This window comes from Pseudomonas linyingensis (assembly GCF_900109175.1).
GTDB classification, from domain to species: domain Bacteria; phylum Pseudomonadota; class Gammaproteobacteria; order Pseudomonadales; family Pseudomonadaceae; genus Geopseudomonas; species Geopseudomonas linyingensis.
Genome location: NZ_FNZE01000010.1, coordinates 178764 through 200658 on the forward strand (window position 1 = coordinate 178764; position 21895 = coordinate 200658).

Below are 21895 nucleotides of genomic sequence, written 5' to 3' on the forward strand. Positions count from 1 at the left end.
TATTTGCGCCCCGCGGGGCCGGCAAATCGTCCGTTCGGCCTAGAGAGGTTTGTAGGGGCGAATTCATTCGCCATGGGCCGCAACGCGGCCCCCGATGTTGCCAAGGGCAGGCCGAAGGCCTGCCCTTGGCGAATGAATTCGCCCCTACAGGACGGGGTGTCCGCCAGGACACGTTTGGCCTGTCGGCGCCAATCAGTTGATCGGCTGAGAGGTGATCCTCCACTGAGCATCCAGTGGGCCGATCATCTCCAGCAGCCGTTTGTAACCGGTCTGAAGGATGCGCCACTCGCCCTGCACCTTGATGTAGCGATCTTCGTAGATCGCGCTGCCGTTAAGCAGGGTCTGCTCATCGAGGTTGATGAACACGTCGTTGAGGTACCAGAGGCCGGTGGCTTCATCGCCGTCGACGACAATTTCCGGGGTGTGGCCGTTGTGCATGCCGAATCGGCGGTTGGTGAAGCTGGTGCGGTAGAACTCCATGGCCTGCTCCAGGCCGTTCAGTTCGAGTTGGTAGGTCGGGCTGTCGAAGCGGATCTGTACCTCGGGGGCGAAAAGGCCGCGCAGCAGTTCGAGGTTGCAGGTGTCGATACCACGGAAATAGCGGGCCTTGAGCTGTTTGATCTGCTCGATGGCAACGAGGTCCAGCATGTCAGTGATCTCCAGGGGAAGGGCGAGGGCCATATGGCCATTCTGCGAGTGGCGAAAGGAAGCGACTTCCCTGTCGCCCGGCTAGTCAGCAAGGCAGAAAGTGACCGCCGTTGACGTCCAGCTGTGCACCGGTAATGACCTTGGCGTAGTCGCTGGCCAGGTACAGGGCGGCCATGGCGCAGTCGCCGTCCTCGGGGATCTTGCGCAGTGGGATCTGCTGCGCGATCTCGTAGACCAGCGATTCCATCGAGACGCCCAGGCGCTTGGCTTCGCTCTGGAAGTAGCCGATTACCGGCGCGCCCCACATCCAGCCCATGAAGGTGGAGTTGACGCGGATGCCGAAAGGGCCGAGATCCTGGGCCAGGTACTGCACGGCGGTCTTCAGCGCGCCCTTGGAGACGGCATAGCCGGATTCCAGTTGGTTGGGGGTGCGGGTGGCCATGGTGTTGACCATGACGATGCTGCCCGAGCGCTGCTGCTTCATCTGCGGCAGCACGGCCTGGGTCATGTGCATGGTGCCGAACAGGTTGACGTCCATCGCCTGGCGCCAGTCGTCCATGGACGACGCGGAGGAGCTGGCCCAAGTGCCATGGGCGTAGGCGGAATTGATCAGCGCGTCGATCCGGCCGAAGTGCTCGACCGTCAGGTCGGCGAGCTTCTGGCACTGTTCGGCTTGGGCAATGTCGGTAGGGACTTTCAGCACCGGCGTGTCGTAGCCCGCGTCGCGGATGGCCTGTTCGGCCTGGTCCAGCTTGGCCGGCGTGCGGGCGGCCAGCACCACGGCCTTGGCCTGGTATTCGGCGGCACGCACGGCCAGCTTGATGCCCAGACCAGGGCCGATACCGGAAATGATCACGACTTTGTCTTTCAGCAACATGGCACTTTCCTTCTTGTTGTTGTGTTGGGGACTCGGCTGCTCAGGTACGGCTGGCGTGCAGTTGTTCGGCGCGTCGTTTCAGGTCGCGGGCCATCTGATCGAAGCCTTTTTTCACCCAGGCACCGTGCTCGCGCATGATGGTGTCCTGGTTCAGGCCCAGGAAAATATCCGTGGTGAAGTAGCTGCAGCGGTTGGCATCGATGGCGGTGATGTACTGATCGCGGCGCGCGGCGTCCATGTTTTCCGGAACGGGGCGCTGCTCCCAGGACAGCAGTTGCTCCGGATCGCAAGCCACCAGGTATTCGAGAACCGGGAAGGTTTCGTCGCTATCTGGGGTACGTACCTGCATGACCACCGGATCGCCGATTTGCAGGCCGCACTGAATGCTCGGACAGAAGCTGTTCCACTCGTGGTAGTTGTCCAGATCGACGAGCACTTCCCAGACCACTCGGGCGGGGGCGTCAATTTCCACGGTAATCGAGGTCACAATGTTTTCGGCCTTGGCCATGACGTGCTCCTGATGGGAGTTCAGTTGATGGGGGAAAAGCGATCTGCAGCGGCGCGCTGCATGACTTTGCGCGGCTAATGTTTGGCGCCCAGATGCCGGGCGCGATACTCCGCGTAGTCCTGGGTCATCTGTGCCTCGGTCAAGCCGAAGCGCTCCAGGCTGTAGTCGTGGCTGGCCCGTTTGTCCCGGCCGTTTTGCGCCAGCCAGGCCTGCGCAGCGGCGCGGGCCTGCTCGGTGAACGGCAGATTGGCGAAGGCGTAGACGTTCTCCAGTACGTGCATCGGCTGGGTCACGGTGTCGGCGAAATGGATGTCGAGGAAGCGCGCGGCGGCGTGCTGCTCGCGCACCTGCATGGTGTGGCGGATGCCACGGGCCATGCGGTTGTTCCACTGCGCGCCGGCGGCTTTCGGGTCCGGGTTGGCGCTGTACATCTGCCACAGGGTGTGGGCCATGCTGGCCATCGACGGGATGGTCTGGGCGGGTTCGCGGTGAGTCAGAACTACCTGTGCCTCGGGGAATACATCCAGCAACAGGTGCAGGGTGTGCAGGTGCTGAGGAGCCTTGAGCAGCCAGCGCTGGCCAGCCGGTTCACCGCGTTGGGTTTTCTGCCATTGCAGGAACTGCAGCATTTTTTTCAGCTGGGTGTAGACCGGCCGCTGGTCCTGCCGGTCCAGCCAGCGGGTGTAGCTGGGCACGTTGACGTAGGCGTCCATGGCGCACATGAACGAGTGCTCCATGAGCATGAATTCCTCGTCGCAGAGCATGGCGTCCAGCGGGTGGATGGCGAGGATCTGCGGAATGACCTCGGCCATCAGATCGACTTCGGCCTTGGCCAGGGCGATGCGCTGGGTTGGCGCGGCGAGGGTTTCGTCGGACAGCGGTGCCGGGAAGCGGGTCTCCCACCAGGCCGCCGAGTAGAAGCGCGGGTCAACGGCCAGGGTGCGCTGCAGCAGGGTGGTGCCGGTGCGCGGCAGGCCGACGATGACCAGCGGGTCGTCGATGGCTATCTGGGTGATTTCCGGATGACGGCCGAGGTAGTCCTCCATCACCAGGCGGTTGACCAGTTGCCCGACCAGCCGCTCCTCGAGCAGATGCCGGCCGCTCGGCGACAGCTCGGCCTCGCTGGCCACGGCATCGAGCAGCGCCTGCAGGGACTCGCGGTAGTGGTCATCACCAAAATTGTCGAGGCCGTTGGCGCGTGCGCTGGCGGTTGCCAGCAGTTTGTCGACGGTCAAATCTTCGATTGGATGGTGCGTGCTCATACGGCCTCCGCGACAGCAGACACTTTGACCACTTTCGTGGTGGGGTGGCATTGCTCCTCGGCACCGACCCAGCGCAGGCACAGGGTGCCCTGGCGTACCCCGGCGGTTTGCAGCCAGTTGACTACGCCCGGGTCCCGTTCGCTGAGCACCAGGGTCACCCCGCCGTTGGCGTCGTACTGGGCCTGGTGTTTGTTGCAGCAGATGCGGTGGTAGCGGTAGTCCAGCGACTCCATCCAGTAGTTGTTGATCTGCAGGTTCCAGAAGTCGCAGTCCGGCACCTTGTCGATGTGGATGACCAGCGCCTCGTCTTCGCCCAGCACCCAGTGCGAGTGGTAGTAGAAGATGTTCGGGTCGCCGCCCACGGCCTGGCAAACGGCCTGGTCGGCCGGTGGCAGCTGGTTGCTGTGGGCCTGATAGCCCGCCGCCCAGTCGGCGAACAGCCTGGCGGTGTTCTCCACGAAGCTGGATACGCGGCTCAGGCCTTGCTGGAAGGTCGCGGGGTCGAGCGCCTTGGGGGTGGCATCGGTGCCGATGCGCTCGATGCTCAGCTTGGCCGGCACTTCGCTGCGCCGGTCGAGGAAGGTCTGGCGCACGATCAGCGCGTTGGTGGCGTCTTCCACCTTCAGCCAGTTGCCCGGTTGCGGCTCGCGGCTGAGGATAATTTCGAAGTTACCCTGAGCATCGATCTGCAACTGGCTGGCGTCGATGAATCCCGTCTGGATCAGGGTGCCGTCGGTTTCATAGCCGCCTTTCTGGGTGCCGAAGCTCAGGTAGGCGACGCTGCCGCGCTGGCCTTTGATGCGGTATTCCAGAGTGCCGTCCAGGCGCGAGTATTCGTAGAGGTTGTCCGGGTTGTCGGCACCGATCTTCGCGGTCTCGTGGGAGGTCTTGAAGAAGCTGGGAAAGGCTGGATCGGCGAACTCGATGTGCATTTCCAGGCCGATGCGCAGCAGACGAGTGAGGTAGCGGAAGCCTTCGGCGCGAGTCGCCGCATCGGCTGGCGTTTCCGGGCGAAGGATCTGCTCGCCGCAGCGTTTCAGGTGGTCGCAGAATTCGGACCAGGTCTGGCCGCTGAGCAGCCTTTCGTCGATCGAGCTTGTTGTCATTGTTGTGACTCTCCTGAGTGTGCGAGTCGGCCGCGGCGCCCGTGGTGCGCAGCGCGACTGACTCGCCCGTCAATGTATGTGCATGCGAGAAAAGGTTTCTTCATCCGGGCGGACTAATTGCACGCCGGGGCCGCCCGGCAATGCCTCACTGCGCCAGCAGGTGCTCGACGATGCGTTCGGCCGCCGCTTCGGCCGACTCGCTGCGGGTGTCGATGTGCAGATCGGGCGCCAGCGGCGGCTCATACGGCGAGTCGATGCCGGTGAAGTTCTTCAGCTCGCCGCAGCGGGCCTTCTGGTACAGGCCCTTGGGATCGCGCTGCTCGGCCAGCGCCAGCGGGGTGTCGACGAAGATCTCCAGGAAGGTGCCTTCGCCGGCCAGACTGCGCGCCAGATCGCGTTCGGCGCGGAACGGCGAGATGAACGAGACCAGGGTGATCAGCCCGGCGTCGAGCATCAGCCGGCCCACCTCGGCCACCCGGCGGATGTTCTCCACCCGGTCGGCTTCGCTGAACCCCAGGTCGCGGTTCAGGCCGTGACGCACGTTGTCGCCGTCGAGCAGGTAGGTGTGCCTACCGAGAGCGTGCAGCTTGCGTTCCACCAGATTGGCGATGGTCGACTTACCGGCGCCGGACAGGCCGGTGAACCACAACATGCGTGGGGTCTGGCCCTTCAGTGCGGCGCGGGCGGCGCCATCGACGTCGATGGCCTGCCAGTGCACGTTCTGCGCCCGGCGCAGGGCGAAGTGCAGCATGCCGGCGCCGACGGTCTGGTTGCTCAGGCGGTCGATGACGATGAAGCCGCCGGTATCGCGATTGTCCGCGTAGGCGTCGAAGGGGATCGGCTGGTCGAGGCTGAGGTTGCCGACGCCGATCTCGTTCAACTCCAGGGTCCTGGCCGCCAGGTGCTCGAGGGTGTTGACGTTGACCTTGTGCTTGAGGGTGGCGCAGCTCATGCCCAGGGTGCGGCAGCCGATCTTCATCAGGTAGGGGCGCCCGGGCAGCAACGGCTCCTCGCTCATCCATACCAGGGTGGCCTCGAACTGGTCGGCCACCGCCGGCGGCGCGTCGGCCAGGGCGATCACGTCACCGCGGCTGATGTCGATCTCGTCGTCCAGGGTCAGGGTCACCGCCTGACCGCAGACCGCTTCCCGCTGTGCGCCGGCCATGCCGAGGACGCCGCTGACCCGGCTCTGCTTGCCTGACGGCAGGACGCGGATCGGATCGCCGACGCGGATGCTACCGGCGGCGACGTTGCCGGCGAAGCCGCGGAAGTCCAGGTTGGGCCGGTTGACCCATTGTACCGGCAGGCGGAAGGGCGCCTGGCTGGCGCGGTTGTCGTCCAGCGGTGCGCTTTCCAGATGCTCCAGCAGGCTCGGCCCCCGGTACCAGGGCATGCTGTTACTGCGCTCGATGAGGTTGTCGCCCCTGAGCGCCGAGAGGGGGATGCACTGCACGTCGGTCAGGCCGAGCTTCTCGGCGAAGGCGCGGTAGTCGGTCTCGATTCTGCGGAACACCTCTTCCGAGTAGTCCATCAGGTCCATCTTGTTCACCGCCACCAGCACTTGACGGATGCCCAGCAGCGACACCAGGTAGCTGTGCCGGCGGGTCTGTGCCAGCAGGCCCTGGCGGGCGTCGATGAGGATCACCGCAAGGTCGGCGGTGGAGGCGCCGGTGACCATGTTGCGGGTGTACTGCTCGTGGCCGGGGGTGTCGGCGACGATGAACTTGCGCTTGTCGGTGGCGAAGAAGCGGTAGGCCACGTCGATGGTGATGCCCTGTTCGCGCTCGGCGGCGAGACCGTCCACCAGCAGGGCGAAGTCCAGCTCGCCACCCTGGGTGCCGAGCTTCTTCGAGTCGACCTCGAGCTGACCGAGCTGGTCCTCGAACAGCACCTTGGTCTCAAAGAGCAGGCGGCCGATCAGCGTGCTCTTGCCATCATCGACGCTGCCGCAGGTGATGAAACGCAGCAGGTCCTTGCGCTGTTGCTGCTGCAGGTACTGCTCCAGGCTGGTAATCGCGTTCATCAGAAGTACCCCTCTTGCTTCTTCTTCTCCATGGAACCGGCCGAATCGCTGTCGATCAGGCGGCCCTGGCGTTCCGAGGTTCGGCTCACCAGCATCTCCTGGATGATGGCTTCGAGGCTGTCGGCCTCGCTGTCGATGGCGCCGGTCAGCGGGTAGCAGCCGAGGGTGCGGAAGCGCACCTTGCGCAGTTCGGGCGTTTCGCCCGGCAGCAGCGGCAGGCGCTGGTCGTCGACCATGATCAGGGTGCCGTCGCGCCGCACCACCGGGCGCTCGGCGGCGAGGTAGAGGGGAACGATGGGGATGCGTTCCAGGTAGATGTATTGCCAGATGTCCAGCTCGGTCCAGTTGGATAGCGGGAACACCCGCAGGCTTTCGCCCTTGCGCTTGCGGGTGTTGTACAGGTGCCAGAGTTCCGGGCGCTGCTGCTTCGGGTCCCAGCGGTGCTGCGCGGAGCGGATCGAGAACACCCGCTCCTTGGCGCGCGACTTCTCCTCGTCGCGGCGCGCGCCACCGAACGCCGCATCGAAGCCGTACTGGTCCAGCGCCTGCTTGAGGCCCTGGGTCTTCCAGATGTCGGTATGCAGGGACGAGCCGTGGTCGAAGGGGTTGATCCCGCGCTCGACGCCCTCGGGATTGACGTGCACCAGCAGCTTCAGGCCCAGGCGCTCGGCGGTCTGGTCGCGAAAGGCGATCATCTCGCGGAACTTCCAGGTGGTGTCCACGTGGAGCAGGGGGAAGGGCGGTTTGCCGGGCGCGAAGGCCTTCATCGCCAGGTGCAGCATGACCGCGCTGTCCTTGCCGATGGAGTAGAGCATCACCGGGTTTTCACACTCGGCGACCACTTCGCGGATGATCTGGACGCTTTCGGCTTCCAGGCGTTGCAGGTGGGTCAGCATCGCTTGTCTCCGTGGGATGGGGCCGGCCCCGCGGGTTGCGGGCCGGCTTTTTTCCACGGTAGGGAAGCGGCCGTTTGGGATTCTTCGTCTGGTCGGACGAACTTTCAGGATTGCTTGGGGATCGACGGCTGATGCCTGCAGATCGTTACAGTCGGCGCCACTTGGAGCGGATTTGCCGAAAGTGCGAGTTAGTCCGCGCAGACGAAGAACTCTTGTCCGCGACCTCTCTAAGGTGATGAAGGAGACGATCAGTCGAACGGAGCTGAGGAGACCGACATGGCGATGGATGGGGTAGGGCGACAGGCGTACTGCGCCTTCAATGGCGACGCGGACGGCCTCTGCGCCTTACAGCAGTTGCGGCTGGCCGGCGAGTTGCCAGCCGAGGTGCGCCTGGTCAGCGGGGTGAAGCGCGATATCGCCCTGCTGCAGCGAGTGCAGGCCGGCGCCGGCGAGCAGGTCACGGTGCTGGACATCGCCCACGACAGCAATCGCGCGGATGTCGCGCGGCTGCTCGCGGCCGGTGCCAGCGTGCGTTACTTCGACCACCACTTTGCTGGCGAGCTGCCGGAGCACCCGGCGTTCGAGTCGTTTATCGACACCGATGCGCAGGTGTGTACCAGCCTGCTGGTCGACCGCTTCCTCGGCGGACGCTTCCACCGCTGGGCGGTGGCGGCGGCCTTCGGCGACGGCATGCCCGGCCCGGCGCACCGTCTGGCCCAGCGCCATGGGCTGAGCGAAGGCGACACCGCGGCGCTCGCCGAGCTGGGGGAGCTGCTCAACTACAACGCCTACGGCGAGTGTCTGGACGACCTGCATTTCGATCCGCTGGCGCTGGCGGAGCAATTGCTGCCCTATGCGGACCCGCTCGACTTCGTGCGCGACAGCCCCAGCTTCGCCAGGCTGCGCGCAGGCCATGCGGCCGACATGGCCGCGGCGGCTTCGCTGCAGCCCTGGCGGGAAGGTGCGGGGGCCCGGCTTTACCGGCTGCCCGCCGAACCCTGGGCGCGGCGGGTCAGCGGGGTGCTGGCCAACCGGCTGGCGGCCGGCGATCCGCAGCGGGCGCTGGGCCTGCTCTCGCCACGCAGCGACGGCGACTGGCAGTTCAGCCTGCGGGTGCCCGCCGACGCGCCGCTGTCGGCGGATGCCTTCTGCCGGCGCTACCCCAGCGGCGGCGGCCGCCAGCGCGCCGCCGGCATCAACCGGTTGCCGGACGAGGCGCTGGAGGACTTCGTGGCGGCGTTGCTGGCCGGCTATCCCTGACACACGCTTGGCTGACGGGAGTGCTCGACGGCAGCAGTCCCCGGGGCAATCGCATGATCCGCTGTAGGGGCGAATTCATTCGCCATGGGTCGCAACGCGGCCCCCGGGGTGCCATGGGCAGGCCGAGGGCCTGCTTGGCGAATGAATTCGCCCCTACCATGCGATTGCCCCCCATGCCCTTGGCGTGGCTAGCGTGGCGAGCCGGTGCCTTCGGCTACCGCCAGCACCTGCTTGCGGCACGGCTTGCCCTGCTGCAGACGTTCGTGGGCCAGTGCAACGTCGCCAAGCGGCAGCACCTCCAGAGGCGGCGGGAACACTCGTCCGTCCGCGATCAGCGTGGCAATTCGCTCCAGGGTTGCGCCGCTGGGCATGCGGCTGTAGGCCACTGCCGTGCGCAGGCAGCGGCGGGCGGCGGATTCATGGTCGGCTCCGGCATCCCCCGGCTCCAGGGTGAGGATCGCCACCAGCATCCCGCCCTGGCGCAGCAGGTCCAGCCCATCGGGCAGGCTGCCGGAGCCTATGCAGTCCAGCACCAAATCGACGCCCTCGGGCGCCCAGCAGCGCAACTCCTTGCCGATCTCCCCGCTACGGTAGTCGATGGCCAGGTCGGCGCCGAGCTGGCGCACGTGCTCCAGCTTGTCCGCACCGCAGGTGGTGGCTACGCGGGCCCCGGCGCAGCGGGCGAACTGGATGGCGAACCCGCCCACGGCGCTGCCGCCACCGTGGATCAGCACCGTCATCCCGGCGCGCAGCGCACCCTCGTCGAACAGCCCGGCCCAGGCCGCCAGGGCCGGGGTGGGTACGGCCGCTGCCGCGGGGAAGTCGAGGTTGTCCGGCATCCGCACGGTGGACGCCCGGGAAACGCAGGCGTACTCAGCATAGGAGCCCCATTTGCCGGCCCCCACATCGCTCTGGGCGAAGACTCGGGTCCCCGTCGGCAGGTCATCGACTCCCGCCCCTACGGCGCTTACCGTGCCGGCCAGGTCGAAGCCGAGCACCAGGGGGAAACGATACTGGAAGAAGCCCCCCAGGTAGCCCTCCCGGCACTTCCAGTCGGCCGGGTTGACCCCGGCACACACCACCCGTACCAGCACCTCGCCGGGGCCGGGCTGGGGTCGCTCCAGCTCGGCCAGTTGCAGCACTTCGCTGCCGCCGATCCGTTCCATCATCACTGCACGCATTGTTTTTCTCCGTCGCATGAATGCCGTCATTGCCGGGGATGCAATCCCTCAGCGGCTAGTTGCCAGGATGCTGGCCGGCAGCGGGCAAAACGCATGGCAGAGCGACTCCACCGTCCACTCCGCAAAGGCCGGGTCGAACCAACGATCGACCCAGCCCCAGTGATAGGGGTGCAGCAGGTACTCGCCCTGCAAGTCCCCCAGATCAGCGAATTCCTGCTGCCAGACATGGGTCCAGTGGTCGCCGGCGACGACCCGGCCCAGCCGCCAGTTGCGAATGCCCGCCATGTAGTCGGGCATGGCCAGCAGCTCGCGCTCCAGAGCCGCCACCTGGGCGTCCGCCACCCCATCGCGGACCTTGAACAGCAGGGTGCGCAGAATGCCCCCGGACAGCTCCGGCTCGCGCAGCCCCCCGCCGATGGGGCGATGGCGCAGCCGATCCACGTGCGCCACGCCGGGCAGGGCTTCCAGCCCCTCGGCGCTGGCGCCGCGCAGCTCGACGCTGAATTGTCCGGCGCCCCAGCACCCCGGCAGATTGCCGGCGCCGAAGGAGCCGGGACGGGCGCGGCACCAGCGCTCCAGGGCCGCTGCGAAGCGGGCCAGCCCGGCAGGGTCGGTCAGGTAGACCTGGGCGGTTTCAAGCGTCATGGCTGAGTTCCCCCGGCAGCGCCAGCGGCGTTTGTGCATCCACCAGGACATGGCGCCGCCGGCGCTGGCAGAGACGGTCCAGCTTCGGCCACACCGCCGGCGTCGAACCGGGGTTGCCGCGCATGCTGTAATAGGCGGGCGTATCGGGTAATTGCCAGAGCAGCCAGAGGGTGCTGGGTACCCCCGGCACCACCACCGGCGGCGAAACCCAGCGGTTGAGCAGTTGCGGCAGCGGCTCCGCCCGCCCCGGTAGCAGTTCCTCGTCCAGCAGGTGAAGGACCTGTTTCAACTCGCCCGCATCGAGGGTGAGTTCATCAAGAAGGTGGATCATCGACTGGCTCCTTTGCCAAGTTACCGCTGCATCCTGCATGCTCGTCCCCGGCCGGATCGCTACCCGACCGCTCAACCGACACCACCCGAACGCTCAGGCGGGCACAAATGCCGAACCTCCGATCCGCCAGTACCGAATCCGCCGTGGGCCTGGGCGCCCGACTGCTGGACGAGCTGCGTCGCAGCGGCGCCGACCACCGGGCAATGACCGATGCGGCCAGGCACCTGTCCGCTGGCGCCTTCGCCGCCCTCTACCGTTCCGCGATCGAGCACCTGGAAGCGCAGGTCGCCCTGGGCGACGGCCATGCGCCGATGGGCAAGCGGGACGTGGACCTGCTCTGCCGCTGCCTGCTGAGTTGCCGGACCCTGGCCGATGCCATCCGCTGCGCCAGCGACTTCTGCGCCATGCTTCACCCGCGGGCGGGCATCCTGGCGCTGTCCAGCAACGGCGCCGTCGCGGAGTTCCGCATGGACTCGCTGCGGCGGCGACAGAGCCCGGCGGCCTGCCTGGTGGATATCACCGGGCTGCTGTTCTACCAGCGCCTGTTCGCCTGGCTGATCGGCGAACCCATCCAGCCGCAGCGGAGCTTTCTCGGCCACCCCAACCGCGAAGACGCCATTCCCTTTCTCAGCCTGCTCAACGGCCCCGTGGAGGTCGGGCACCCCAGCTATGGATTCGCCTTCGACGCCGCCTTGCTGGAGCGTCCGCTACGCCGGCATCCGGCGGAGCTGGAGTCCTTCCTGGTGGACTTCCCCTTCCGCCTGGCGGCGGACGAAGCCACCGCCACCATCCCTCTGACCCAACAGGTGCGCAGCTTTCTCGATGCGGCCCTGGCCCGGCAGCTGCCGATGCCCACCCAGCAGGAACTCGGCGCCGTGCTCTCGCTCAGCGTGGCCACGCTGCGCCGCCGGCTGCAGGCCGAAGGCAGCAGCTACCGGGCCCTGCGCGATGCCAGCCTGCTGGATGCCGCCGTGCATTTCCTGCGCAGCACCCAATGGCCGGTGGAGCGCATCGCCGGGCAGTTGGGCTTCAGCAATGCCGCAGCGCTGCGCCGTGCCCTGGTGCGGCTGACCGGTCACTCCCCCAGTCATTACCGGAACGCCGGCTGAGCGTTAGAGGCCAGGACTGCGCGTTAGTCCCATCGGACGATGTTGGCCCCTTGAGCCGGCGGTTCAATCCGCAGTCATGGGGCCTTTCGGTAGTCCGGCCGCTGCCCCCACGAACGGGAGCGCGGAGTGCACCGCATGGGTATCCGTGCGCCAGGCCTGCCGTTCGCAGGGATTCCCGGCGCCGGCAACACCTTCGCTGCCACGGGCTGATCGCCCATGCCACATCTTCGGCCCTCCTGTGGGGAGGGCGTTGCCCGCTACGAGGTAATCCCATGGAGGCTGTCGCTGTCCTCAAGCGCCCGGTCACGCCGTCACCGGTCATCTACTCAGCCGTGCTGCCCGAACTGATCGGACTGGTCTACGAAGGACTGAACGAGGCCAGGCCCTGGGGGGCTCTGGCCGAGCGCCTGCGCCAGGTGCTGGGAGCGATCAATGTCACGGTCACCCTGCTGCACGCCGAGGATCGGCCGAGCGATATCCAGGTGATGTCCGTCGAGGAGGGCGACGACACCGACTGGCTGCTGGCGGAACGGCTCTACCGCGAGCGCTTCACCCATATCAAACTGGTCGATCCCAAGTCGCTGCCGCCGGGCGAGGTCATCGTCTTCGGCCCCGAGGACGTGGAGACCGAGTGCGCCGCGCACATGGCGTTCCTCAACCTCGCCAGCTGCCTGCGGACCTGCTTCGCCGAGCCCGGGGGCATGCGCTGCTGGATCGACGTGATCCGTGGGCATTCCGATCCGGAACGGCCCTTTGCGGCCAGCGACCGGGAGCTGATCGGGGCTCTGTTGCCCCACCTGACCCGCGCCCTCGGCCTCTACGCCAGACTCAAGCGCCAGGAGGCGGAAAAGTCGATCTACGAAGGCTGCCTGGATCATCTGGTCCTCGGCTGCCTGCTGCTCGATGGCGATGCCCAACTGCTCTGCGTGAACCAGGCCGCCCGCGCCATCATCGACAAGCACCGCGGCATCGAGCTGAACCATGGGCGCGTGCTGCTGCAGGAGCGCGCGGCCCAGCAGGCGCTGGAGAAGGCGATCGCCAATGCCCTCGCGGCCAGGGCGCAGGAAGGCGGGCACTACCGTGGCGAGCTGGTGCGCCTGCAGGCCCGCGATGGCGTGCTGCTGGGCATGCTGGCGACGCCGGCACCGTTGATTGCCTACTATCAGGGCCGGCATGTGCCGAGTGTGATCATCTACCTGTCGGAACTGACCGAGAGCCTGGCCATGCAGCAGGTCTCGGGTGGTTCCGCAGCGGAGCTGATCGCCCAGCTGCTCGATCTGACCCGCCAGGAAGCCCGGCTGGCTGCCTTGCTGGCCTGCGGCCAGACCATCAGCGAAGCCGCCGGGCAGATGGGCATCGCGGTGACAGCCGCACGCAACTACTCGAAGAACATCTACGCCAAGCTGGGCATCAAGGGGCAGAACGACCTGGTGCGGATCCTGTTCAAGAGCTTCGCCCTGCTGCGCTGAGCGGCGCATCGTCAGGCGCCTGGGGCCGCTGCTGCAAGGCAATCGGCAAGGTGGCCGCGGCCGCCAGGGCCGTGCAGAGCAGCAGGGCAGGGGCGTAGCTGCCGCTGGTGTCGACCAGGTAACCGACGGCGGCCGGGCCGAACGCCGCGCCGAGCCCGCCGAGCAGGTTGCCGATGCCGAGCAGGCTGCCGAAGTTGCGCGGGCCCATGGCTTCGACGAGGAGCAGCGGGGCGAGCTGGTTGACCAGGTTGAAGGTGGTGCCCCAGCTCAGGGTGAACACCGCGACCGCCGCCAAGCCCCAGGCCGGGTGCTGGGCGAGCAGCAGGCAGAGGAGGCCGGCGATGCCGATGGCGTTACCGCACAGCAGGATGGTCCTCGCGCTGCAGCGCTGGCTCAGCGCGCCGAACAGGAAATTGCCCGCCAGCGACGCGGCGCCCACCCCGGCGTACCAGGTGGAGGCGGCCTGCGCCGAATAGCCGGCCGAGACCAGGCAGGAAACCAGCGAGATGTAGATGCCCAGGCCGCTCATGGTCAGCAGCAACTGCATGGCGATCCACAGCCAGTAGCGGGGCATGCGCAGGACCTGGCCGATATCGTGGCCGGGAAGCGCCTCCGCCGCGTGCCGGCTGGCCGTCGTCGGCGCCTCGGGCAGGCGCGCCAGCCACAGCAGCAGGGGCACGCAGACCAGCAGGATCAGGCCGGCGATGAGCTGCATGACGCTGCGCCAGCCGAGCTCGCCGATCAGCCGGGTGAGCAGGTTGGGAAAGATCACCCCGCCGATGGCGGCCCCGGCGAGCAGGATGCCGAAGGCCAGGCCCTGCCGGGCAGGGGCCATCCAGCGCGAGGCCAGGGTCATGGCCGGCACGTAGGTCGAGGCGCCGACGCCGATGCCGCCCAGCGCCATGGCCAGGGTGAGCCGGTCGATGTCGGGGCTGCTGGCGGCGAGCAGGTAGCCCAGGGCCGCGAGGACGCTGCCCGCGGTCATCACCGGGCGCGGCGCGAGGCGGTCGAGCAGCCAGCCGGCCAGCGGCATGCTCAGGGTCATGCTGAGCATGAAGGCGGTGGCGAAGCGGGCGGCCTGTTCGTGGCTGCACTGCAGGTCCGCGGTGATCGGCAGGGCGAACAGGCCGAGGGCGCTGATGGTGGTGCCGAATATCACGCACAGCACCACCGCCAGGCCAAGGACCACAAGCCAGCCCTGACGCTGGTCGGGCAGGGCTGCCGCCACTGCCTGGGGCGCGGGGCGGCTTTCGGCAGCCGCCGCTAGCGCTGCGCCGTCCAGGGCCACTGCCGTCTGTTGCATACGCGCCATGCTTGATCTCTCACGTGATGGGTCGGGAAGTCCGGTCCGGAGTCTAACCAGCGGCCGATCTCCCCCAGCAGTACCAGCTGGTACTGGAGCACCGATTCGCCTCCTCAATAGGATCGATACCGCTGTGGCAGGCAGTGGCGGTGCAATTCCGCCGCGCCTCGACAGATCGAAGCGTGGGTTCTGCAGTGAATTCGAGGAGGCGGCAGTGAGTTGGAGAGGGTATCGGCGTGCAGAGGCGGGACAGGTTCCGGTCTTTCCGGTAGCGGATGCGTATGAGTCGGGAGTGGTGCCCATTCGCTTCAGCGGTTGGCCGCTGCCAGGGGAAATCCCGGCCTACCCAGGACTGGATCGGGACATTGAGGCGGACGTGGTGGTGGTCGGCGCCGGGCTGGCCGGGGCTTCGCTGGCCTTGCGTCTGGCCGAGTGCGGCGTGCGCGTCGTGGTGCTGGAGGCCGACCAGCCTGGCAGTGGCGCCTCCGGGCGCAACGCCGGTCACGTGCAGCCTTATCTGGGCTCGTTCGACCCGCTGCGTGCCCATGACGACGGCGGGCGGCGCTTCACCGACTACTTCATCGAGCACCGCAACGTCGTCTTCGATCTGTGCCGCAAGCATGGGCTGCAGGCCGATGCGGCCCGGTGCGGCATGGTCGATGCGGCCACCCGCCGGCACACCGCGCTCGAAGACAAGGTGAGGAAGTGGCAGGCCTTCGGCTACGACGTGGACGTGGTCGGCGCAGAGCGCCTCAAGGAACTGCTCGGCACCAGCGCATACAGCTACGGCATCCACTGGCGCGAAGGCGGCCGGGTCAACCCCTTCCTGTTCACCAACGGCATGGTCGCCGCCGCCGTGCGTCTGGGCGCACGGGTGCACGGCAACTCCGGCGTCGTGGCCTGCGAGCGCAGCGGCTCGTCCTGGCGCGTGCGCACCGCTGTTGGCAGCGTGCGCACGGCGCAGGTAGTGCTCTGCACCAACGGCCACGTCGGCAATGCCTTCTTCCCGGAGCTGGCCCGTACCCAGTTCCCGCTGGTGGCCTGCGGCCTGGCGACCCGGCCGCTGCCGCAGGCGGCGCTGGACATCATCAACCCGGCGCGGGTCGCCCTCATGCAGCATCCGGCCGGCCTGTATCCCCTGGTCATCGACGGGCGCAACCGCCTGATCACCGCGACCATTCCGGCTTCCGGCCGTGCGCAGCGCGCGGCGGATCATTTCGCCTACTTCCTGCGCTACCTGCGGCGCACCTACCCGCAGTTGGGCGATACGCGCATCGAGCTGGAGTCCTACTGGACGGGCATGACCGCCAATTCGTCCTCGGTCTACGACGCCTGTTACCCGAAGTTGTACCGGGTCGCCGATGGCGTGCTGGCCCTGAACAACTTCGGCTCCTGGGGCAACGTCCTCGGTCCGATGCTGGGCATCAACCTGGCCGACGCGCTGGTCAGCGGCTGTCCGGATGCCTGCCTGCTGCCGCTGGAAACCCCCAGGGCCGTGCAGTTCCCCGCCCTGTTCGAAACCAAGATCCGCCGCGTACTGATCCCGGCGGCGCGCTGGGCCGACCGGTTCCACCTCGTCTGAGCGGGTACAACCCGCGCAGTGAATGTCTTGTCGCAGGGCAATCGCATGAATGGCTTCCGAGCCTGGTCAATCCGCTGTAGGGGCGAATTCATTCGCCAAAGCTCACCGCCAAGGCGAATGAATTCGCCCCTACGGACTGGGAACCATTGCCCTGTGCCTTGCTGAAGAACAACAACCAGAGAAGAAGGAAACAAGCATGAAAGTCTTGCTATTGGGCTGCGGCAACGTGGGTGCCAACGTGGCGCGCCAGCTGGTCCCGCGTCACCCCGAGTTGGAATACGTGGTCGGCGACCTCGATCTGGCTGCTGCCGAGAAGCTAGCCGCCGAGCTGGGGTCGCGGGTGCGCGGCGTGCGCGCCGATGTGCTCGACCCCACCCGGCTCGACGAGCTGCTCGACGGCGTCGACCTGGTGTTCAACGCCGTCGGGCCGTTCTACCGCAGCGCGGTGCCGGTCATCGAGGCGGCGCTGCGCGCGCGGGTCGACTACATCGACATCAACGACGATCACGATGTGGCCGAGCAGCTGTTCCTCGATCCGTCCTGGCATGTGCGCGCGCTGGAGGCGGGAATCAAGCTGGTGATCGGTTGCGGCTCGACGCCGGGGCTGACCAACGTCATGGCCCGGATGCTCGTCGATCGCATGGACAAGGCGCGGGAAATCCATCTGGCCACCGCCGTGCCCTTCGTACCGGGTCTGCTGTCGCCGGCGGTCGTCGACCACATGATGCATATCACCGCCGGTGAGGTGGTGCAGTTCGTCGACGGCGAGTACCGCAAGATGCCGGGCTGGGGCGGCCGCCTCGAAGTGCCCTATGCCGCGCCGTTCAAGGCCTATCCGTCGTTCTTCATCGGCCATGGCGAAACCGTCACCCTGCCGCACTTCATCAAGGGCCTGGACCAGGTGACCAACCGCATCGCCTTCTTCCCCGAGGACGGCTCGCAGGTCTGGCGCTCGCTGATCGACCTGGGGCTCGGCAATCCCGAGGTGATCGAGTCGCTCGGCATCTCGCCGCTCAAGTTTCTCACCCATCACCTGGCCAGCGAGGCCGGCGTCAGGAGCGTGAGCGTCGATCTCTCGGACGAGCCCTGGGCGGTCGCCTCGCGGGTCGAGGTGGTCGGCGAGCGCGATGGTGCCGAGGTGCGCTGCGTGCTGGAGCACCACCTGGACCTGCCCACCGAGCAGGCCGAGGACAGCACTGCCGATCCGACGCCGACCTGCGCGCGCCTGGTCATCGAGGCCTGGTTGGCCGGTGGCGTCACCGGCACGGGCCTGCTGGCGCCGGAGGTCTGCCTGGACGCCGAAGCCTACGTGCGCGCCTTTGCCCGGGAGACCGGCGGCCGCCTGATCGAGAGCGAAACGGTGCTCAAGCGCGACCTGTACGCCTGATGGACGTCCCGCCCGCTTGCGTGTCGGGCGGCGACGATGACGAACGGACCGCTCCCTGCCGGGAGCGGCCTGGTGCAGAACAAGAACAAGAGGCAAACCATGAATATCCCGTTTCGTAGAACCCTCCCGCTGGCCGCACTGCTGATGCTGGTCAGCCAGGGCAGCTGGGCCAAGGTCACCGAAGCCGAGGCGCAGAAGCTCGGCAGCGAACTCACCTGCTTCGGCGCCGAGCAGGCCGGCAACGCCGATGGCTCCATCCCGGCCTTCAGCGGCCAATGGCTGGGCACCCCACCGGGCATGACGTTCGATGGCGTGGGGGCGCGTCACCCCGACCCCTATGCCGACGAGAAGCCGCTGTACACCGTCACCGCACAGAACATGGAGCAGTACGCCGAGCGCCTGTCCGATGGCCAGAAGGCGCTGCTGCGCAAGTATCCGCAGACCTTCGCCATCCCTGTCTATCCCAGCCACCGCGACTTCCGCCTCGACGACGTGCGCTGCGAGATCACTCGCAAGAATGCCCTCACCGCCGAGCTGGAGGACGGCAACTTGGGGGTGAAGGCCCTCAAGGGCGGCACGCCTTTCCCGATCCCGAAGACTGGCGACGAGCTGCTGCGCAACATGCTGCTGCCGGCCTATGTGCTCGAGGAGGATGCCGTTTACGACCAGGCGGTGGTCTATCCGGACGGCAAGGCGGCCTGGGGGCAGATGTACTACGAGATCATCGACAAGACCGGTGGCCCGGAGGATCTCGGCCAGCCGACGACGGGGATCTTCGCCTACTCGCGGGCAACCGTGCTCAAGCCGCAACGCCAGAAGGGCGAGGCTTCGATGACCTACACCTACTTCAACGAGCTGACCAACCCGCAGACCAGCTGGCAATACAACCCCGGCGCCCGCCGCGTACGGCAGTCTCCCGGCTTCGGCTTCGACATGCCGCTGGGCGTCGGTGGCTTCCGCACCATCGACGACGACCGCCTGTTCAATGGCTCGCCCGAGCGCTACGACTGGAAGCTGGTCGGCAAGCGCGAGCTGCTCATCCCCTACAACGGCTACCGGCTGGAAGGGGCGGACGTCATGTACGCCGACCTGCTCAAGCCCGGCACTATCGATCCGAAGTTCATGCGCTACGAGCCGCACCGGGTCTGGGTGTTGGAGGCCACGCTCAAGCCGGAATATCGCCATCGCTATGCCAAGCGCGTGCTGTACATCGAGGAGGACAGCTGGCAGGCGGTGATGGCCGATAACTACGACGCGCGCGGCCAGCTGTGGCGCACCAACTTCATGAACACCTACTACGCCTACGACGCCCGGGTGTTCCACGCCGGAGTCACGGTCTACCACGACCTGATGTCCGGGGCCTACCTCGCCGACCGCCTGACCAACGAGGGCGAGGCGCCGCGGCTCAACGGCGACCGGCTGAAACCCTTCATGTACACCACCGACATGCTGCGCCAGGCGGGGCGCTGAGCGGCCACGGCGAAGGGCAATTCTTACCCACTTATGGCACGGCGACGACGGCATGCCGTCGTCGCCGCGACCTGCCGCGCTCTGAATATCCGCGCGGCAGGCAATCAGGAGATTGAAGATGAAGTACTTTGCAGATAGGGCGATGGTGAACGGCCGGCTGGGGCCATGGTTGCTCGGCGCCTGGCTGCTGCCACTTGGCGCGCCGGTATCGGCCGGGTCCTTCGACCTGGGCGACGAAGTCAGCGCCGACTACACGCTGAACCTTTCCTACGGCGCGGCCTGGCGGCAGCACGACCCGGCGCGCGCCCTGGTGGACGGGCCGATCGACCCGGAGAGCGGCCTGCCGACCACGGTCAACTCCGACGACGGCAACCGCAACTTCAAGGGCGGGGCGATGATCAACAACCGGGTGGCGCTGCTCGGCGAGCTCGACCTGAAGTACCGCAACTACGGCGGCTTCGTGCGCGCCAGCACCTTCTACGACGACGTGTACTTCCACGCCAACGACAACGACTCGCCGGAGACCGTCAACAAGAGCGGCACCCACGACCACTTCAGCTCGCAGGCCAAGAACCGCGCCGGCAGCCGCAGCCGCATCCTCGACGCCTATCTGTACGGCAACCTGCAGACCGGCGAGCAGTCGATGCTCAACCTGCGTGCCGGCCGCCAGGTGGTGCAGTGGGGGGAAAGCCTGTTCTTCCCCAACATCGCCGGCGCCCAGTCGCCCGCCGACGCCACCAAGGCCAACGTGCCGGCCGTCGAAGTGAAGGACATCCTGCTGCCGGTCGGCCAGCTGTTCGCCCAGTGGCAGCTCAACCCGGCGTTCGGCCTGGCGGCCTACTACCAATACGAGTACAAGCCCACCGAGCTGGACCCGGTCGGCAGCTACTTTTCCTTCGCCGACATGATCGGCCCGGGCGCGCAGTTCATCTACGCGGCGCCGGGCTTCACGATTCCCAAGGGGCCGGACATTGATCCGCGCGACAGCGGCCAGTGGGGGGTGAGCGCCCGCTTCGCGCTCGGTAACGAGAGCGAGGCGAGCCTCTACTACCTGCGCTACCACGACAAGAACCCCAACGTGGTGATGAATTTCGAGGAAGGCTTCCCGACCTCGTACAGCGTGGTGAATTTCGACGACATCGAGCTGAGCGGGGCGAGCTTCTCGACCCGCCTGGGCAACGTCAACCTGGCCGGCGAGGTCAGCTACCGGGAGGGTGTCCCGGTGCTGGTCGACTCGCTGATCGGCCCGTCTGCCACCCGCGCCGACGCCACCCAGGCGCAGCTCTCGGCGATCTATCTCACCGGCCCCATGCTGCTGTCGGACCAGACCACCTTCATTGCCGAGGTGGCCTACCTGCACGTCAACGACGTCGATGCCTTCGAGTTCGCCGGCACCCGATCCGATGAGCTCACCTACGACCGCAACGCCTGGGCCTACCAGCTGCTGATGACGCCGTCGTGGAACAACGTCATCGACGGCTGGGACCTGAACATGCCGATCTCCTTCGCCCACCAGGCCCGCGGCACTGCCGCGGTGGCAGGAGCCTTCGGCAGCCTGGTTGGCGAGGGCGACAAGCGCGTGAGCGTCGGCCTCAACGGCAAGTACCTCAACAACCTCGAGCTGGGCATCGCCTACAACGGCTTCCTCGGTGAAGCCGATCTGGACAAGCGCCCGCTGGCCGACCGCGACTACTTCGCGTTCAGCGCCAAGTACAGCTTCTGAGGTTTTCGGCACCGTCCTGTAGGGGCGAATTCATTCGCCAGATACCCGACCAAGGCGAATGAATTCGCCCCTACAGCGGAATGGCCCGTTGCCGCCCTGCATCCCCCTAGATCGTCCGCTCGGACGATTCCGCGCCGTGCCCCGGCCGCCAGACTCGACCCCACCGAACGCCGTCGGCGCGCGACCCCGCGAGCCGCGCGTGCACACTGACCGAAGCGGCCCAAGGAACGACGACATGCTTACCCCCAAACAGATCCAGGCCCAGATGGCCCTCTACGTGCAGCTGGTAGATGCCGGCGATATCGACGGCATCCTCGCGCTCTACGCCGCCGATGCCACGGTCGAGGACCCGGTGGGCACGCCGGTGCACCAGGGTATCGAGGCCATCGCCCGCTTCTACCGCGAGGGGCTGGGGAGCAGCCGGGCCCGTGCCAGTCTCGAGGGCGCCATCCGCGCCACCCACAACGGCTTCGGCGCCGCGCCCTTTCGCGTCGAGCTGGACTGGGACGGGCGGCGCTGCTCGATCGAGGTGATCGACGTGATGGAGTTCGACACCGAAGGCTGCATCCGCTCCATGCGCGCCTACTGGGGCGAGCCCAACCTGACCATGAGGGACCTGTGATGAACCTGGAAGCCCGCATCGCCCGCCTGGAGGCGCTGGAGGCGATCCGGCGCCTCAAGCACCGCTACCTCAACGCCTGCGACCTGAAGCAGGTCGAGGTGATCCGCGACTGCTTCGCCGAGGGGGAGATCCTCATCGACTACGGCCCGCTCGGCACCTTCCGCGACCGCGACAGCTTCGTCGCGCTCTACCGGGAGCTGGCCTGCCAGCCGCGGGTGATCGACCTGCACCACGGTGCCAACCCGGAGATCGACCTGCTCGGCGAGGACGAGGCCGTGGGGCGCTGGGCGCTGTGCTACTGCAACCTCGACGGCGAAACCGGCGCCACCCGCAAGCTGGGCGGCCTCTACCAGGACCGCTACCGGCGCGTCGATGGACAGTGGCGCATCGTCGAGACCGCGTTCCGCGGGCACTTCGAGACCAGCGGCGCCAGCCTGCAGCACACCCCCTGACGCTCGAAGTGCTGGCTGGGAAACGAACAATGGGGATCGCG

20 protein-coding genes are annotated in these 21895 nt (G+C 67.1%); 9 read left to right on the top strand and 11 right to left on the bottom strand.

The features are described 5' to 3' along the window. Positions 1 to 192: 192 nt before the first annotated feature. The 7 genes from BMZ19_RS13850 to cysD all read right to left on the bottom strand — a co-directional run bounded on the left by BMZ19_RS13850 (position 193) and on the right by cysD (position 7320). Positions 193 to 648, bottom strand: coding sequence for a nuclear transport factor 2 family protein (locus BMZ19_RS13850; protein ID WP_090311913.1), 456 nt, complete (start codon positions 646 to 648; stop codon positions 193 to 195). 85 nt (positions 649 to 733) lie between these two features. Beyond that, entirely contained in the window at positions 734 to 1525 is a 792-nt protein-coding gene (locus BMZ19_RS13855) for an SDR family oxidoreductase (protein WP_090311828.1), read from the bottom strand. A 40-nt stretch (positions 1526 to 1565) separates the two neighbouring features. Continuing rightward, complete coding sequence (locus BMZ19_RS13860; RefSeq protein ID WP_090311830.1) at positions 1566 to 2033, bottom strand: SRPBCC domain-containing protein; 468 nt, start codon at positions 2031 to 2033, stop codon at positions 1566 to 1568. A gap of 74 nt (positions 2034 to 2107) precedes the next feature. Next, complete coding sequence (locus BMZ19_RS13865; RefSeq protein ID WP_090311832.1) at positions 2108 to 3295, bottom strand: sulfotransferase family protein; 1188 nt, start codon at positions 3293 to 3295, stop codon at positions 2108 to 2110. Then, positions 3292 to 4401, bottom strand: coding sequence for a DUF1214 domain-containing protein (locus tag BMZ19_RS13870; protein WP_090311834.1), 1110 nt, complete (start codon positions 4399 to 4401; stop codon positions 3292 to 3294). Before BMZ19_RS13870 ends, BMZ19_RS13865 begins: the two co-directional genes overlap by 4 nt. A 145-nt stretch (positions 4402 to 4546) precedes the next feature. After that, the gene (gene cysN, locus BMZ19_RS13875) at positions 4547 to 6424 is read right to left on the bottom strand and encodes a sulfate adenylyltransferase subunit CysN (RefSeq protein ID WP_090311837.1); all 1878 of its coding nucleotides are present in this window, start codon (positions 6422 to 6424) and stop codon (positions 4547 to 4549) included. Next, complete coding sequence (gene cysD, locus BMZ19_RS13880) at positions 6424 to 7320, bottom strand: sulfate adenylyltransferase subunit CysD (RefSeq protein ID WP_090311838.1); 897 nt, start codon at positions 7318 to 7320, stop codon at positions 6424 to 6426. The genes cysN and cysD overlap by 1 nt, the downstream gene beginning before the upstream one ends. Before the next feature lie 276 nt (positions 7321 to 7596). On the opposite strand from cysD, the gene BMZ19_RS13885 reads away from it, so the two are divergent. Continuing rightward, positions 7597 to 8580: a DHH family phosphoesterase gene (locus BMZ19_RS13885; protein ID WP_244517230.1), complete on the top strand. Its 984-nt coding sequence runs from the start codon at positions 7597 to 7599 to the stop codon at positions 8578 to 8580. Positions 8581 to 8768: 188 nt separating this feature from the next. Here the strand turns inward: BMZ19_RS13885 and BMZ19_RS13890 are convergent, their stop codons facing one another. Genes BMZ19_RS13890 through BMZ19_RS13900 form a run of 3 tightly spaced genes read right to left on the bottom strand, consistent with a single transcriptional unit; the run spans position 8769 to position 10737 of the window. Then, positions 8769 to 9761 (bottom strand): NADP-dependent oxidoreductase, encoded by a 993-nt coding sequence (locus BMZ19_RS13890; RefSeq protein WP_090311840.1) that lies wholly within the window; start codon positions 9759 to 9761, stop codon positions 8769 to 8771. Between the two features lie 48 nt (positions 9762 to 9809). Continuing rightward, entirely contained in the window at positions 9810 to 10406 is a 597-nt protein-coding gene (locus BMZ19_RS13895) for a Dabb family protein (RefSeq protein WP_090311842.1), read from the bottom strand. Continuing rightward, positions 10396 to 10737 (bottom strand): hypothetical protein, encoded by a 342-nt coding sequence (locus BMZ19_RS13900; protein WP_090311844.1) that lies wholly within the window; start codon positions 10735 to 10737, stop codon positions 10396 to 10398. Before BMZ19_RS13900 ends, BMZ19_RS13895 begins: the two co-directional genes overlap by 11 nt. Before the next feature lie 107 nt (positions 10738 to 10844). On the opposite strand from BMZ19_RS13900, the gene BMZ19_RS13905 reads away from it, so the two are divergent. Both BMZ19_RS13905 and BMZ19_RS13910 read left to right on the top strand, forming a co-directional pair. Further along, positions 10845 to 11846, top strand: a complete 1002-nt coding sequence (locus BMZ19_RS13905) for an AraC family transcriptional regulator (protein WP_090311847.1) — start codon at positions 10845 to 10847, stop codon at positions 11844 to 11846. Between the two features lie 272 nt (positions 11847 to 12118). Further along, the gene (locus BMZ19_RS13910) at positions 12119 to 13315 is read left to right on the top strand and encodes a helix-turn-helix transcriptional regulator (protein WP_090311849.1); all 1197 of its coding nucleotides are present in this window, start codon (positions 12119 to 12121) and stop codon (positions 13313 to 13315) included. Here BMZ19_RS13910 and BMZ19_RS13915 read toward each other — a convergent pair. Further along, positions 13290 to 14627: an MFS transporter gene (locus BMZ19_RS13915; RefSeq protein ID WP_212633238.1), complete on the bottom strand. Its 1338-nt coding sequence runs from the start codon at positions 14625 to 14627 to the stop codon at positions 13290 to 13292. The genes BMZ19_RS13910 and BMZ19_RS13915 overlap by 26 nt on opposite strands. A 286-nt stretch (positions 14628 to 14913) precedes the next feature. Between BMZ19_RS13915 and BMZ19_RS13920 the strand changes: the two genes are divergently transcribed. The 6 genes from BMZ19_RS13920 (at position 14914) to BMZ19_RS13945 (ending at position 21854) form a co-directional block, all read left to right on the top strand. After that, on the top strand, positions 14914 to 16200 hold the full coding sequence (locus BMZ19_RS13920; RefSeq protein WP_212633239.1) for an NAD(P)/FAD-dependent oxidoreductase: 1287 nt from the start codon (positions 14914 to 14916) through the stop codon (positions 16198 to 16200). A 196-nt stretch (positions 16201 to 16396) separates the two neighbouring features. Continuing rightward, positions 16397 to 17587 (top strand): saccharopine dehydrogenase family protein, encoded by a 1191-nt coding sequence (locus BMZ19_RS13925; protein WP_090311856.1) that lies wholly within the window; start codon positions 16397 to 16399, stop codon positions 17585 to 17587. Positions 17588 to 17686: 99 nt separating this feature from the next. Continuing rightward, entirely contained in the window at positions 17687 to 19057 is a 1371-nt protein-coding gene (locus BMZ19_RS13930; RefSeq protein ID WP_090311857.1) for a DUF1329 domain-containing protein, read from the top strand. A 118-nt stretch (positions 19058 to 19175) separates the two neighbouring features. After that, positions 19176 to 20780, top strand: a complete 1605-nt coding sequence (locus tag BMZ19_RS13935) for a DUF1302 domain-containing protein (RefSeq protein WP_090311859.1) — start codon at positions 19176 to 19178, stop codon at positions 20778 to 20780. 235 nt (positions 20781 to 21015) lie between these two features. After that, positions 21016 to 21402, top strand: a complete 387-nt coding sequence (locus BMZ19_RS13940; protein ID WP_090311861.1) for a nuclear transport factor 2 family protein — start codon at positions 21016 to 21018, stop codon at positions 21400 to 21402. Continuing rightward, the gene (locus BMZ19_RS13945; RefSeq protein WP_090311863.1) at positions 21402 to 21854 is read left to right on the top strand and encodes a nuclear transport factor 2 family protein; all 453 of its coding nucleotides are present in this window, start codon (positions 21402 to 21404) and stop codon (positions 21852 to 21854) included. Before BMZ19_RS13940 ends, BMZ19_RS13945 begins: the two co-directional genes overlap by 1 nt. Positions 21855 to 21895 lie beyond the last annotated feature (41 nt).